Annotated in this window: 8 protein-coding genes and 2 pseudogenes; 3 read left to right on the top strand and 7 right to left on the bottom strand. The window is 72.8% G+C overall.

Going from position 1 to position 15,070, the window contains the following annotated elements; all coding sequences use genetic code 11:
* Window positions 1-4: 4 nt before the first annotated feature.
* The 7 genes and pseudogenes from KKZ08_RS09825 to KKZ08_RS09795 all read right to left on the bottom strand — a co-directional run bounded on the left by KKZ08_RS09825 (window position 5) and on the right by KKZ08_RS09795 (window position 7,632).
* On the bottom strand, window positions 5-847 hold the full coding sequence (locus KKZ08_RS09825; protein WP_223774084.1) for a CoA ester lyase: 843 nt from the start codon (window positions 845-847) through the stop codon (window positions 5-7).
* Complete coding sequence (locus KKZ08_RS09820; protein ID WP_223774083.1) at window positions 844-2,052, bottom strand: CoA transferase; 1,209 nt, start codon at window positions 2,050-2,052, stop codon at window positions 844-846. Before KKZ08_RS09820 ends, KKZ08_RS09825 begins: the two co-directional genes overlap by 4 nt.
* Window positions 2,049-2,800, bottom strand: a pseudogene (locus tag KKZ08_RS09815) (PfkB family carbohydrate kinase). The gene KKZ08_RS09820 and the pseudogene KKZ08_RS09815 overlap by 4 nt, the downstream one beginning before the upstream one ends.
* A pseudogene (locus KKZ08_RS09810) lies at window positions 2,797-4,114 on the bottom strand (ADP-ribosylglycohydrolase family protein). The pseudogenes KKZ08_RS09815 and KKZ08_RS09810 overlap by 4 nt, the downstream one beginning before the upstream one ends.
* Window positions 4,111-5,322, bottom strand: coding sequence for an ADP-ribosylglycohydrolase family protein (locus KKZ08_RS09805; protein WP_223774082.1), 1,212 nt, complete (start codon window positions 5,320-5,322; stop codon window positions 4,111-4,113). Before KKZ08_RS09805 ends, KKZ08_RS09810 begins: the two are co-directional and overlap by 4 nt.
* Entirely contained in the window at window positions 5,258-6,586 is a 1,329-nt protein-coding gene (locus tag KKZ08_RS09800) for an ADP-ribosylglycohydrolase family protein (RefSeq protein WP_223778978.1), read from the bottom strand. The genes KKZ08_RS09805 and KKZ08_RS09800 overlap by 65 nt, the downstream gene beginning before the upstream one ends.
* A 38-nt stretch (window positions 6,587-6,624) precedes the next feature.
* Window positions 6,625-7,632, bottom strand: a complete 1,008-nt coding sequence (locus tag KKZ08_RS09795; protein ID WP_223774081.1) for an ADP-ribosylglycohydrolase family protein — start codon at window positions 7,630-7,632, stop codon at window positions 6,625-6,627.
* Between the two features lie 247 nt (window positions 7,633-7,879).
* Between KKZ08_RS09795 and KKZ08_RS09790 the strand changes: the two genes are divergently transcribed.
* From KKZ08_RS09790 to KKZ08_RS09780, 3 genes are all read left to right on the top strand, one after another.
* Window positions 7,880-8,611 (top strand): VIT1/CCC1 transporter family protein, encoded by a 732-nt coding sequence (locus KKZ08_RS09790; protein ID WP_223774080.1) that lies wholly within the window; start codon window positions 7,880-7,882, stop codon window positions 8,609-8,611.
* Between the two features lie 308 nt (window positions 8,612-8,919).
* The gene (gene gltB, locus KKZ08_RS09785) at window positions 8,920-13,488 is read left to right on the top strand and encodes a glutamate synthase large subunit (RefSeq protein ID WP_223774079.1); all 4,569 of its coding nucleotides are present in this window, start codon (window positions 8,920-8,922) and stop codon (window positions 13,486-13,488) included.
* A complete protein-coding gene (locus KKZ08_RS09780; RefSeq protein WP_223774078.1) occupies window positions 13,481-14,941 on the top strand; it encodes a glutamate synthase subunit beta in 1,461 nt (486 codons plus the stop codon). The genes gltB and KKZ08_RS09780 overlap by 8 nt, the downstream gene beginning before the upstream one ends.
* Window positions 14,942-15,070 lie beyond the last annotated feature (129 nt).

Here is a 15,070-nt window from a genome sequence, read left to right as displayed (position 1 = left end):
TCGACTAGCGCAGGCGTCGCGCCAGGGACAGGATCCGCTGCGCGCCCTCCACCACCGCCCGGTCGACGAAGCGGCCGTCAGGCAGGGCGAGGGCGCCCTCGTCCGTCGGCGCCGCCTTGGTGATCTCCTCCGCCTGTTCGATCTCCTCGGCGGTGGGGAGGTAGGCCCGTTCGATCACCGGGAGCTGGCGGGGGTGGATCGCCGCGCGGCCGAGGAAGCCGAGGGCGCGGCCCCGGGCGCAGGACGCCGCCAGGCCTTCGAGGTCGCGGATGTCCGGGTGGACGGACTGGCCGGGCGGGGCGAGGCCCGCGGCGCGGGCGGCCACCACCACGCGGGAGCGCGCCCAGTCCAGGCCCGCGTCCTCCCGTACGCCGAGGTCCGCGCGGAGGTCCGCCTCGCCGAGGGAGAGGCCGTGCAGCGCCGGGTGCGCGGTGGCGATGGCGAAGGCGTGCTCCACACCGAGCGCGGACTCCACGAGGGCGTGCAGGCTGGGGGAGCCGCCGTCGGCGGGGACCGCGCGTTCCGCGACGCGGATGACGTCGGCGCGGGAGGTGACCTTGGGCAGGCGCAGCCCCGCGACGCCGGGGAGCGGGGCGATCGCGCGGAGGTCGGCGTCGGCGAGGGGGGTGCCCAGCGCGTTCACGCGGACGTGGACGGGGACGGGCGGCGGATGGGGATCCGAGAGGAGTTCCGCCGTCGCGGACCGCGCGTACTCCTTGCGGCCGGGGGCGACCGCGTCCTCCAGGTCGACGATCACCACGTCGGCGCCCGCGCGCAGGGCCTTGGCCACCACCTCGGGCCGGTCGCCCGGGGCGTAGAGCCAGGTCAGGGGGTGGGCGGCGGTCATAGGGCGCCCTCCTTGCGCAGCGTCGTGATCTCCCGTTCCGTCAGGCCGAGTTCGGCCAGGACCGCGTCCGTGTCCGCGCCGTGCGGGCGACCCGCCCAGCTGATCGCGCCGGGGGTCTCGGAGAGGCGGAAGAGCACGTTCTGCATGCGGAGCGGGCCGAGTTCCGGGTCCTCGACCGTGGTGAGCGTGTCCAGGGCGGCGTACTGAGGGTCCGTCATGACGTCGCGTACGTCCTGGATGGGGGCGATCGCCGCCTCCGCCTTCTCGAAGGCCTCGATCACCTCGGCGCGGGTGTGGCGGGCGATCCAGCCGCCGACCGCCTCGTCGAGGACGTCGGCGTGGGCGGCCCGCTCCGCGCCCGAGGCGAACCACGGCTCGGCGATCAGCTCCGGGCGGCCGACCAGGCGCAGTACGCGCTCCGCGATGGACTGCGCCGAGGTGGAGACGGCGACCCAGCGGCCGTCGGCGGTGCGGTAGGTGTTGCGGGGCGCGTTGTTCGTGGAGCGGTTGCCGGTGCGGGGCTGGACGAAGCCCAGCTGGTCGTACCAGAGCGGCTGGGGGCCGAGGACCGTGAGGATCGGTTCGATGATCGCCATGTCCACCACCTGCCCGCGTCCGGTGCGCTCACGTGCCGCGAGCGCGGTCAGTACCGCGTACGCCGTCGCGAGGCCCGCGATCGAGTCGGCCAGGCCGAAGGGCGGCAGCGTCGGGGGCCCGCCGGGCTCGCCGGTGACCGCGGCGAAACCGCTCATAGCCTCGGCGAGCGTGCCGAAGCCGGGGCGGCGCGCGTACGGACCGAACTGGCCGAAGCCCGTGACGCGGGTCAGGACCAGGCGGGGGTTGGCCGCGCTCAGCTCCTGCCAGCCGAGGTCCCACTTCTCCAGGGTGCCGGGGCGGAAGTTCTCCACGATCACGTCGGCGGTGGCGGCGAGGCGCAGCAGGGTCTCGCGGCCGCCGGGCGTGGACAGGTCCAGCGTCATCGTGCGCTTGTTGCGGCCGAGCAGCTTCCACCACAGGCCGACGCCGTCCTTCGACGGGCCGTGGCCGCGGGACGGGTCGGGGCGGCTCGGGTGCTCGACCTTGATGACCTCCGCGCCGAAGTCGCCGAGCATCGTGGCGGCGAGGGGGCCGGCGAAGAGGGTGGCCAGGTCGAGGACGCGGAGGCCGGTGAGGGGCGGGGTCGTGGGCGGCTTCGCGTGTGTCATGAGGGGATGCCGTTCGCCTGGGCGTCGATTTCCTTGCGGCAGGGCATGGAGGCGGAGGCCCCCGGTCGCTGTACGGAGAGCGCGGCCGCCGACGACGCCCAGTGGAGGGCGTCCGGCACGGGCCTTCCCTCGGCCAGGGCCACGGCGAGGGCCCCGGCGAAGGTGTCGCCCGCGCCGGTCGTGTCGACCGCCGTGACCCGTGGCGCGGGCACCGTCACCGGTTCGGCGCCGCGCGCCGCGTACAGGCTGCCCTCGGCGTCGAGGGTGATGACGACCTCGGGGACCTGGGCCAGGAGCGAGCGGGCGGCGGCCCGCGGGTCGTCCGCGATGCCGGTGAGCGCGGCGGCCTCGTGTTCGTTGGGCAGCAACAGGTCGGTGGCGGCGAGGAGTTCGTCGGGGAGCGGCTGGGCGGGAGCCGGGGTGAGGACCGTGCGCACCCCGTGGCGGCGGGCGGCCCGCGCGGCGGTGAGCGGTGCCCGGTGCCACGCTGCGAGATCCGTGTCCGCGAGGAGCGCAGCTGCGCGCCGAAGGTGTCGGCGCCGATCGCGCCGATCATCGAGACGGTGGCGCCTGCGCGGGCCGCGGCGACGGCCTGGTTGGCGCCTTTGCCGCCGGGGACCGTACGGAACTCGCGGCCGGTCACGGTCTCGCCGCGCCGCGGGGCCTTGGCGACGTACGCGACGAGGTCCATGTTGGCGCTGCCGAGGACGGCGATGTGGGGCGTCGGTGTCACGGGTGTCGGCGTCATGAGCGGTGTGCCTCCCGGGCGGTGAGTTCTGCGAGGGTGTCGAAGCCGATGCCGTCGAAGCCGTCCACGGACGTGGCGAGCCGGTTCTTGAGCGGCGCGGTCCAGCGGGCGGGCAGCGCGGCCGGGTGCCCCGCCAGCAGGCCCGCGATCGACCCGGCGGTCGCGCCGTTGGAGTCGGTGTCCCAGCCGCCGGAGACGGCGCGGGTGATGGAGCCGGTGAAGTCGCCGTCGGCGTGGGTGAGGGCGGCGGCGATCAGGGTGGCGTTCGGGACGACGTGGACCCAGTGGTGGGTGGGGTAGGCGGCGTGCAGCTGGTCCACGACGGCGTCGAAGTCCGTTGTCGCGGAGGCGAGGTGGATGCCGTGGTGGACGGCTTCGCGGAGGGGGGAGTCCCGGGGGACGGCCGCCAGGCCGGTGCGCAGGCAGCGGTGGATGTCGGTGTCCCCGGCCGCCGCCGCGGCGATGGTGGCGGCGGCGAACACGGCGCCGTGGACACCGTCCGCCGTGTGTGTCAACGCGGCGTCCCGGTACGCCTGTTCGGCCGCGGCCTGCGGGGCGCCGGGGTTGGTCCAGCCGTGCGCATCGGCCCGGATGAGGGCGCCGATCCACTCGCGGAAGGGGTTGCGGTGGGTGGCGGTGTGCGGGGGTTCGATGCCGTGGAGGAGGTTGCGGTAGGCGACGCGCTCGGCGGTGAAGGTGCGCCCGGCCGGCAGCTCGTCCAGCCAGAGCCGCGCCACGTCCTCGGTGGTGAAGGACTTGCCGTGGCGCTGGAGGAGGACGAGGCCGAGCAGCGGGTAGTTGAGGTCGTCGTCCTCGGGCATGCCGTCGATGTTCTCGGCGAGGGAGGTCGCCGCCGAACGCTTGTTCCACGGGTACGCCGCCTTGAGTGCGGGCGGCAGCCCTCGCTCCGTGAACCAGGTGGTCAGCGGCCAGTTGCCGGTCGCCCTGGCGATGCCGCGGATGCCGTCGAGGGGCAGCTTCTCCACCGGTTTGCCGAGGAGGCAGCCCGCGGCCCTGCCGAGCCAGGCGGCGTGCAGGCGGTCGCGGAGGTCGGCGGGGCGGGCGGCGCGGGACCGCGGGTGCGGGCGGCGGCTGCGCGGGGTGGCGGGCCCCAGCTCGTCCAGTAGCTGTTCGGCGAGGGCGCGGAGGCCGGGCGGGACGGGGCGGGGAGGCGCCCGCGCGCGGGGGCGCCGGGTGGCCGCCCGCCGCGAGCCAGCGGGCGCGGACTGAGGAGACGTCACGGCCCTCGTGCTCGGCCTGCCGGAGCTCGTGGCCGATGAGGTCCTCCGGCTGGACCCAGGTGATGCGGATCATGGGGTGGCCGTCAGGGCGTCGAAGGCGGCCTCGTGGGCGCGGCGGCGCGCGACGTCCCGGGTGAAGACCTCCCGCGTGACCTCCGTCAGGGCCCTCGCGGGGGCGTACAGGTCGAGGCGGCTCGCTTCCGCCACCGTCTTCGCCCAGTCGCGCGGGATCGCCGCCTCACCGTGCAGGGCGCCGACGATCGCGCCGCTCATCGTCGCGATGGAGTCGCAGTCGCGGCCGTAGTTGACGGCGCCGAGGACCGTGCGGCGGTAGTCGCCCTCACCGACCAGGAGCATGGCCAGGGCCACGGGCAGCTCCTCGATGGCGTGCAGGCGCGAGGGGCGGCGGGCGCCCAGGGACGGGGCGCGGTAGTCGGGGCCGACCGTGTCGAAGGGGGCGACGGCGGCGCGGACGGGGGCCAGGGCCGTCTCGAAGTCCCGGTGCCGGGCGGCGACTTCCGCCACCGCCTCGATCGCCGCCCGTGTGCCGTCCTTCGCCAGGGCGAGGCTCGCCTCGACCACCGAGTCCGGCGTGGCGCCGGGCGTGCAGGCGGCCGCCACCGCCGCCGCGAAGACACCCGCCGCCTCGCGGCCGTACGAGGACTGGTGGGCGCCCGCGATGTCGAGGGCCTCGGCGTACGCGCCCTCCGGGTTCGCGGCGTTGACCAGGCCGACCGGCGCCATGTACATCGCGGCGCCGCAGTTGACGATGTTGCCGCTGCCGGCCTCGCGCGGGTCGACGTGGCCGTAGTGGAGGCGGGCGACGAGCCACTTCTCGGCGAGGAAGAGCCGGTGCAGGGGGAGGGTCTCGGCCGCCAGCTCCGGGATCCAGCGCGGCGTCGTCATGAGGTCCGGCACGAGGTGGTCGGCGATGGCGTACGCGTCGAGGTGGTCGCGGACGGTGCCGTAGACCCGTACGAGCGCGTGGGTCAGCAAGGTGTCGTCGGTGACGTGGCCGTCGCCCTTGTGGTAAGGCGCGATGGGGCGGGCGGTCCGCCACGCGTCGCCGTTCCAGGGGCCGACGATGCCCTGGACGCGGCCGCCGTGCCGCTCGGCGATCTGTTCCGGCGCGTACCCCTCGACGGGGCCGCCGAGGGCGTCGCCGACGGCCGCGCCGACGAGGCTGCCGGTGATGCGGTCCGCCAGACCGGCCGTACTACTTGTGGGCCTTTCCGTGGTGCTTGTTCGGCTTGTTAGGTTTGTGGCGCCTGTGGGCTTCATGTCGGAATTGTCCATCGCCTCTACCCTGTTCAGCTGGAATGGCCAGGCCCGTATGTGCCAAGTGCCCGGCGAGTTCCACCAGGTCGGTGCCGGCGAGGCGGGGCAGCGTGCAGCCGGAGAGCGTCCGGCAGGTCTCGCGCCATGCCTCGGGAATCGCCGCCGCCGTGCCGAACGTGCCGGTCAGCGCCCCGGCGAGGGCGGGCGCCGAGTCCGCGACCCGGGAAAGGCACGCGGCGGCGGGTACCGCCTCGCAGATGCGGCCGCGTGCGGCGGTGGCCAGAGCGAGGGCCACCGGGACGGTCTCGGCGGCGGCGATGCCGTAGCTGTACACGTGGTCGACGATCTGGTGTTCAAGGAGCGGTACGAGATCGAAGGCGCACCCGGCGTCGCGGGCGAGCTTCACGGCGTGCCGGGCGTTGCGGCCGATCTCGGTGTGCCCGGGGAGCTGGGCGAGCGCGGCGTCCACCGCCTGCTCGACGTCCGCGCCGCCGAGGGCCGCCGCGATCGCCGAGGCCATCGCGCGGGCGCCGTGCGTGCCGTCACCGTCCTGGGTGTAGCGGGCGTCGAACTCCGCGAGGGCGGCGGCCCGTTGGGGGTCGCCGGGGTGGACCAGGGCGAGCACGCAGGCGCGTACGCAGGCGGCGTCGTCGAAGAAGTGCGGGTTGTCGTGGCCCGTGGCGGGTGGACGCAGCCCCGCGGCGAGGTTGCCGAGGCCCGCGCGGACGGAGATCCGGGCGCGCAGGGGGAGCACGGCGGACTCCACCTCGGGGGCGCGGGCCGCCGCCTCCGCCACCTCGGCGGCGAGCGTCGACCAGGCGAGGTCCAGCGCCGCCCGTACCCGGCGGTCCGGGGGCAGCCCGGGGTCCAGGGTCCCGTCGGCGGCGCGGAGCAGCGACTCCGCGGTGAACGCCGCCCATTCGGCGTCGTCCGAGGGGCCGAGCCGCAGGGGTTCGGGGGGCTGGTTCAGGGCGATGGGGACGGGCAGGGTGGTCGTGGCGTTCTGCTCGGCGAAGGTGTCCAGCTCGCGGGTGAGGCGGCGGGTCCACTCGGGCATGCGGGCGGCCCGGTGCCGGGCGGCGGGCCACCCGGCGGCGTCGCCCGCGGCCAGGCCCAACAGCAGTCCCTCGATGCGGGGCGCTTGAGCTGGGCTTCTGTTGTGTGCGGCTTGAGCCGGGCTTTGGTTGCGTGCGGCTTGAGCCGGGCTTTCGTCACGTGCGGTTTGAGCCGGGCCTTCGTGTACGTCCGTTCGGCCGGTCACCGGCATGGTCGGCACAGCGGCGACAGCGCTGGGCCCGTCGGCGCTCACGACCCCTCCCCGTCAGGGATCAGCAGTTCCGCCACGTCCAGTACGTGATGCCCCCGCATCGAGGGCAGGCAGCTGCCCCGCGCGGGCCCGATGGCCAGGGCCCAGGGCTCGGGGATCGAAGAGACGCCGCACGTCGCCCCGGCGAGCGCGCCCGCGACCGCCGCGGTCGTATCCGCGTCACGGCCCATGTTCACCGCCGAGAGCACCGCGCAGCGGAAGTCGCCGCTCGCCGCCGCGTACGCCCCGAAGGCGAGGCCCACCGCCTCCGGGGCGAGGTCGGTCCAGGGGTAGCCGCCGATGACCACCGCGGAGCGGACCGCGCGTTCGCCGCGATGGGCGGCGATGACCGCCCGCCGCAGCGACCGTGACGTCCAGCAGTCGTCCGGGATGACGGAGAGAGCCGCCGTCACGACGGCATCCACCCGCGCGCCCGCCATCGCCGCCGCGACACCCGCCGCGACCGCCTGGCCGCCGTAGATGCCCTCGCCGTCGTGGCTGACCGAGCCGTCGATCGCGATGAGGCGGGCCGCCTCGTCGGGGCGCCCCGCGGCGAAGACGCCGAACGGCGCGGCCCGCATCGCGAGGCCGTCGCTCCATGCGTGCCGGTGCTGCGCCGAGATGGGGGCGGCGAGGCCGCGCCGCAGGTTCTCCAGCGTGCCGCGCTCGCTGAAGCCCGCGCCCCGGAAGGGGCCCTCGTCCAGGTCGGCGATCCACTGGTGCCAGGCGGACTCGACGTGCGCGACGGTCAGGGCCGAGCCGTGCCGGGCGAGGAGCAGCCCCGAGAAGATGGCGTACTCCGTGTCGTCCGTGCCCGCCGGGTGTTCGGCGACGTACCCGGTGATGCGGCCCCAACGGGCCCGGATCTCGGACGGTTTCATGTTCTCCGCGGGCGCGCCGAGCGCGTCGCCGACCGCCAGGCCGAGCAGCGCGCCGCGCGCCCGTTCGCGGAGGCCGGCGGCGTCGCCGGGCGTCGGGACCGAGGGAACGCATGCGATGGATGCCATGCCGTGCCTCTCTGTTGCGCGGACCGCTGGATGCGGTGCTTGGTGCATCCCTGCCACGCGGGGTGCTCACACGAGCATGCCGGGGCTCAGATCACCCCTTCGCGCTTCCGTTCCGGCGAGCTGTGAAGGGCCTCGCGAGGCCCCCGCCGAGGCACGTTTGCGCAGGTAAGTACGGCCTTCCTTGCTGGCGGGAGATTTTTTTCGCGCGTACTTTCGACATTGTCCAAGCATTGAGGGGGTCCATACCATGGCGATCATCGAGACCGAAGCGGCACTGCACGAGGCGCACCGCGACAACCACACCCACCGGGACGTCAACGGCGGCTGGCTGCGTCCGGCCGTGTTCGGCGCGATGGACGGGCTCGTGTCCAACCTGGCGCTGATGACGGGGGTCGCGGGCGGCTCGGTCGCGCAGCAGACCATTGTCATCACCGGCCTCGCGGGGCTCGCCGCGGGCGCGTTCTCCATGGCGGCCGGCGAGTACACCTCCGTCGCCTCGCAGCGCGAGCTGGTCCAGGCCGAACTGGACGTGGAGCGCCGGGAGTTGCGCAAGCACCCCATGGACGAGGAGCGCGAGCTCGCCGCCCTGTACGCCTCACGCGGGGTCGAGCCGGAGCTGGCCCGCGAGGTCGCCCGTCAGCTTTCCCGGGACCCCGAGCAGGCCCTGGAGATCCACGCCCGCGAGGAACTCGGCATCGACCCGGGCGACCTGCCGTCGCCGACCGTCGCCGCGGTCTCCTCCTTCGGCGCGTTCGCGCTGGGCGCCCTGCTGCCCGTACTGCCGTATCTGCTCGGCGCCACGGTGCTGTGGCCCGCCGTGCTGCTCGCGCTCGTCGGGCTCTTCGCCTGCGGCGCGGTGGTCGCCAAGGTGACCGCGCGGTCCTGGTGGTTCAGCGGTCTGCGGCAGCTCGCGCTCGGCGGGGCGGCGGCCGGTGTGACGTACGCCCTGGGCAGTCTGTTCGGTACCGCCGTAGGATAAGGCCGTGCAGGCCTATGCGGGACCTTGCATAAATAGTCGTTACTCGGCGGTTTCGGATCGATTGCCACCGGGCATGAGCCGTAAGCGCTGCGGGCAATGAGGCTCGCGGCGCTCTGGGCCTTCGGCCATGGATCTGTCCGTAAAGGTCCCCCTCGAACCGCTCCCCACCTCTTTGAGCGGTGTCCACATGATGGAATGAGCTATCCGCTTTTCGAGAAGCGTTCCATCATGTAACCTGCACGAAATTTCGCCAGGGCCAACGTCGTCCCTTGCCACATGTAGTTGCCTCGACGACGACGGGAGTGCCGATGCGTACCCACGCCTGGTCGCCCATGGACGGTCGCCCCGCCCCCCAGGGGATGTACGACCCCCGTAACGAACACGACGCCTGCGGTGTCGGGTTCGTGGCCACCCTCACCGGTGTTGCCAGCCACGACCTGGTCGAACAGGCGCTGACGGTACTGCGCAACCTCGAACACCGTGGCGCCACCGGCTCCGAGCCCGACTCCGGTGACGGCGCCGGAATCCTGCTCCAGGTGCCCGACGCCTTCCTGCGCGAGGTGGCCGGATTCGAACTGCCCGCGGCCGGCGCCTACGCCGTCGGCATCGCCTTCCTGCCGGTCGACACCGCGGGCACCACCGACGCCGCCGTCTCACAGATCGAGACGATCGCTTCCGAAGAGGGCCTGACCGTCCTCGGCTGGCGCGACGTGCCCGTCGCCCCCGAGCTGCTGGGTGCCACCGCCCGCTCCACGATGCCGGTCTTCCGGCAGGTCTTCGTCGCCGACGGCGAGAGCACCGGCCTGGAGCTGGACCGCAAGGCGTTCATGCTGCGCAAGCGCGCCGAGCGCGAGGCCGGGACGTACTTCCCCTCGCTCTCCGCCCGCACCATCGTCTACAAGGGCATGCTGACCACCGGCCAGCTGGAGCCGTTCTTCCCCGACCTGTCCGACCGCCGCTTCGCCACGGCCGTCGCGCTCGTCCACTCCCGCTTCTCGACGAACACGTTCCCGAGCTGGCCGCTCGCACACCCGTACCGCTTCGTCGCGCACAACGGCGAGATCAACACCGTCAAGGGCAACCGCAACTGGATGCGCGCCCGCGAGTCCCAGCTCGCCTCCGACCTCTTCGGAAGCGAGAAGCTGGACCGGATCTTCCCGATCTGCACGCCGGACGCCTCCGACTCCGCGTCCTTCGACGAGGTCCTCGAACTCCTGCACCTCGGCGGACGCTCGCTGCCGCACTCCGTGCTGATGATGATCCCGGAGGCCTGGGAGAACCACGCCTCCATGGACCCGGCACGGCGCGCCTTCTACCAGTACCACTCCACGATGATGGAGCCCTGGGACGGCCCGGCCTGCGTCACCTTCACCGACGGCACCCAGGTCGGCGCGGTCCTCGACCGCAACGGCCTGCGCCCCGGCCGCTACTGGGTCACCGACGACGGCCTCGTCGTCCTCGGCTCCGAGGTCGGCGTCCTCGACATCGACCCCGCGAAGGTCGTCCGCAAGGGCCGCCTCCAGCCCGGCCGGATGTTCCTCGTCGACACCGCCGAGCACCGCATCGTCGAGGACGACGAGATCAAGGCCGCCCTCGCCGCCGAGAACCCGTACCAGGAGTGGCTGGAAACCGGCGAGATCGAGCTCTCCGACCTGCCCGAGCGCGAGCACATCGTGCACACGCACGCCTCCGTCACGCGCCGCCAGCAGACCTTCGGCTACACCGAGGAAGAGCTGCGGATCATCCTCGCGCCGATGGCCAAGACCGGCGGCGAGCCGCTCGGCTCCATGGGCACCGACACCCCGATCGCGGCCCTGTCCGAACGCCCGCGCCTGATCTTCGACTACTTCACGCAGCTGTTCGCGCAGGTCACCAACCCGCCGCTGGACGCCATCCGCGAAGAGCTCGTCACCTCGCTGCACAGCAGTCTGGGCCCGCAGGGCAACCTCCTTGAGCCGACCGCCGCGTCCTGTCGCAGCGTCACCCTGCCCTTCCCGGTGATCGACAACGACGAGCTGGCCAAGCTCATCCACATCAACGCCGACGGCGACATGCCCGGCATGAAGGCCGCGACCCTCTCCGGCCTCTACCGCGTCGGCGGCGGCGGCGACGCGCTCGCCGCCCGCATCGACGAGATCTGCGCCGAGGCCGACGCCGCCATCGAGGCCGGCGCCCGCCTGATCGTGCTCTCCGACCGGCACTCCGACGCCGAGCACGCGCCGATCCCCTCGCTGCTGCTCACCTCGGCCGTCCACCACCACCTCATCCGCACCAAGCAGCGCACCCAGGTGGGCCTGCTCGTCGAGGCGGGCGACGTGCGCGAGGTCCACCACGTGGCCCTCCTCATCGGCTACGGCGCCGCCGCCGTCAACCCCTACCTCGCGATGGAGTCCGTCGAGGACCTCGTCCGCGCGGGCACGTTCCTGCCCGGGATCGAGCCCGAGCAGGCCATCCGCAACCTCATCTACGCCCTCGGCAAGGGCGTCCTGAAGGTCATGTCCAAGATGGGCATCTCCACCGTCGCCTCCTACCGCGGCGCCCAGGTCTTCGAGGCCATCGGTCTCGACCAGGCCTTCGTGGAGCGGTACTTCAGCGGTACGACGACGAAGATCGGCGGCGCCGGCCTCGACGTCATCGCCCAGGAGGTCGCCGCCCGCCACGCCAAGGCCTACCCGGCCTCCGGCGTGCCCTCCGCGCACCGCGCGCTGGACATCGGCGGCGAGTACCAGTGGCGCCGCGAGGGCGAGCCGCACCTGTTCGACCCCGAGACGGTCTTCCGCCTCCAGCACTCCACGCGCAGCCGCCGCTACGACATCTTCAAGCAGTACACGGGCCGTGTGAACGAGCAGTCCGAGCGGCTCATGACGCTGCGCGGCCTCTTCGGCTTCAAGTCCAACCGCCCCTCGATCCCCGTCGACGAGGTCGAGCCGGCCTCCGAGATCGTCAAGCGGTTCTCGACCGGCGCCATGTCGTACGGCTCCATTTCCAAGGAGGCGCACGAGACCCTCGCCATCGCCATGAACCAGCTGGGCGGCAAGTCCAACACCGGTGAGGGCGGCGAGGACGCGGACCGGCTCTACGACCCGGCGCGCCGCTCCTCTATCAAGCAGGTCGCCTCCGGCCGCTTCGGTGTGACCAGCGAGTACCTGGTCAACGCCGACGACATCCAGATCAAGATGGCCCAGGGCGCCAAGCCCGGCGAGGGCGGCCAGCTGCCCGGCCACAAGGTCTACCCGTGGGTCGCCAAGACGCGTCACTCGACGCCGGGCGTCGGCCTCATCTCGCCGCCGCCGCACCACGACATCTACTCCATCGAGGACCTCGCCCAGCTCATCCACGACCTCAAGAACGCCAACCCGGCGGCCCGCATCCACGTGAAGCTGGTCTCCGAGGTCGGCGTCGGCACGGTCGCCGCGGGCGTCTCCAAGGCCCACGCGGACGTCGTCCTCATCTCCGGCCACGACGGCGGCACGGGCGCCTCGCCGCTGACCTCGCTCAAGCACGCGGGCGGTCCCTGGGAGCTCGGCCTTGCCGAGACCCAGCAGACGCTGCTGCTCAACGGCCTGCGCGACCGCATCGTCGTACAGACCGACGGCCAGCTGAAGACCGGCCGTGACGTGATCATCGCCGCGCTGCTCGGCGCCGAGGAGTTCGGTTTCGCGACCGCGCCGCTCGTCGTCTCCGGCTGCGTCATGATGCGCGTCTGCCACCTGGACACCTGCCCGGTCGGCATCGCCACGCAGAACCCGGCGCTGCGCGAGCGGTTCTCCGGCAAGGCCGAGTACGTCGTGAACTTCTTCGAGTTCATCGCCGAGGAGGTCCGCGAACTCCTCGCCGAGCTGGGCTTCCGCTCCATCGAGGAGGCCGTCGGCCACGCCGAACTCCTCGACACCGAGAAGGCCGTCAAGCACTGGAAGGCGCAGGGCCTGGACCTGGAGCCGCTCTTCCACGTGCCCGCGCTGCCCGCCGGAGCCGTGCGCCACCAGGTCACCGTCCAGGACCACGGCCTGGAGAAGGCGCTCGACAACGAGCTGATCAAGCTCTCCGCCGACGCGCTGGCCGCCTCCAGCGTGACCGACGCGCAGCCCGTGCGTGCCCAGGTCGCCATCCGCAACATCAACCGCACGGTCGGCACCATGCTGGGCCACGAGGTGACGAAGAAGTTCGGCGGCGCGGGCCTGCCCGACGACACCATCGACATCACCTTCACCGGCTCGGCGGGCCAGTCGTTCGGCGCCTTCGTGCCGCGCGGTGTCACCCTGCGCCTCGAAGGCGACGCCAACGACTACGTCGGCAAGGGCCTGTCCGGCGGCCGCATCATCGTCCGCCCGGACCGCGGCGCCGACCACCTCGCGGAGTACTCGACCATCGCGGGCAACACCATCGCGTACGGCGCGACCGGCGGCGAGCTGTTCCTGCGCGGCCGCACCGGCGAGCGCTTCTGCGTCCGCAACTCCGGCGCGACCGTGGTCTCCGAGGGCGTGGGCGACCACGGCTGCGAGTACATGACCGGCGGCCACGCCGTCGTCCTCGGCGAGACCGGGCGCAACTTCGCGGCCGGCATGTCCGGCGGCGTCGCGTACGTCATCGACCTGGACCGCGACAACGTGAACGCGGGCAACCTGGGCGCCGTCGAGGAGCTGTCCGACTCCGACAAGGTGTGGCTGCACGACGTGGTGCGCCGCCACCAGGAGGAGACGGGCTCGACCGTCGCCGAGAAGCTGCTCGCCGAGTGGGACGTGGCGGTGGCGCGCTTCAGCAAGATCATCCCCAGCACGTACAAGGCAGTGCTCGCCGCCAAGGACGCCGCCGAGCGAGCCGGTCTCTCCGAGACCGAGATCACCGAGAAGATGATGGAGGCGGCGACCAATGGCTGATCCCAAGGGCTTTTTGAACCACGGCCGCGAGGTCGCCAAGACCCGCCCGGTCGGCGAGCGCGTCCGCGACTGGAACGAGGTCTACGTTCCCGGTTCGCTCCTCCCGATCATCTCCAAGCAGGCCTCGCGCTGCATGGACTGCGGCATCCCGTTCTGCCACAACGGCTGTCCGCTCGGAAACCTCATCCCCGAGTGGAACGACTACGCCTACCGCGAGGACTGGCAGGCCGCGCAGGAGCGGCTGCACGCCACGAACAACTTCCCGGAGTTCACGGGCCGTCTCTGCCCGGCCCCGTGCGAGTCGGCGTGCGTCCTCGGCATCAACCAGCCGGCCGTCACCATCAAGAACGTCGAGGTCTCCATCATCGACAAGGCGTGGGAGACCGGCGACGTGGCGCCGCAGGCGCCCGAACGGCTGTCCGGCAAGACGGTCGCGGTCATCGGCTCCGGCCCGGCGGGTCTCGCCGCCGCCCAGCAGCTGACCCGCGCCGGTCACACCGTCGCCGTCTACGAGCGCGCCGACCGCATCGGCGGCCTGCTCCGCTACGGCATCCCTGAGTTCAAGATGGAGAAGCGGCACATCAACCGCCGCATCGAGCAGATGCGGGCGGAGGGCACCAAGTTCCGCACCGGCGTGGAGATCGGCCGGGACATCGACGCGATGAAGCTGCGCAAGCGGTACGACGCCGTGGTCATCGCCGCCGGTGCCACCATCTCCCGCGACCTGCCCGTCCCGGGCCGCGACCTGAACGGCATCCACTTCGCCATGGAGTACCTGCCGCTCGCCAACAAGGTCCAGGAGGGCGACTTCGTGGCGCCCCCCATCACCGCCGAGGGCAAGCACGTCGTCGTCATCGGCGGCGGCGACACCGGCGCGGACTGCGTGGGCACCGCCCACCGCCAGGGCGCGGCCTCGGTCACCCAGCTGGAGATCATGCCGAAGCCGGGCGAGGACCGGGCGCCGCACCAGCCGTGGCCGACCTTCCCGATGCTGTACAAGGTGACCTCCGCGCACGAGGAGGGCGGCGAGCGGGTCTACTCCGTCTCGACCACGCACTTCGAGGGCGACGAGGACGGCAACGTCCAGTTCCTGCACCTCGTCGAGGTGGAGTTCATCGACGGCAAGCTGACCCAGAAGCCGGGCACCGAGCGCAAGATCCCGGCCCAGCTGGTCACCCTCGCGATGGGCTTCACCGGCACCGACCGGGAGAACGGCCTCGTGGACCAGTTCGCCCTGGAGCTCGACGAGCGCGGCAACATCGCGCGCGACGCCGACTTCCAGACCAACGTCCCCGGCGTCTTCGTCGCCGGTGACGCGGGCCGGGGCCAGTCGCTCATCGTCTGGGCGATCGCCGAGGGCCGTTCGGCGGCACGCGGCGTCGACCGCTTCCTCACCGGTGCGAGTGATCTTCCGGCCCCGATCCGCCCGACGGACCGCGCCCTGACGGTCTAGCACCACCCCTTCACACGTCCCGTACAACGGCGTACGGAACTGAGCGGCGCCCGCCTCGTCCCCGACCGGACCTGGGCGGGCGCCGTGGCATTCGGGGGCGGGGCGTAACCTGTGTGTTGCATGGTGCGC

The sequence above is a fragment of the Streptomyces sp. 135 genome, from assembly GCF_020026305.1.
Lineage (GTDB): Bacteria > Actinomycetota > Actinomycetes > Streptomycetales > Streptomycetaceae > Streptomyces.
The sequence above is the reverse complement of the archived record's forward strand: the minus strand, read 5'-3'. Positions and strand labels throughout refer to the sequence as shown.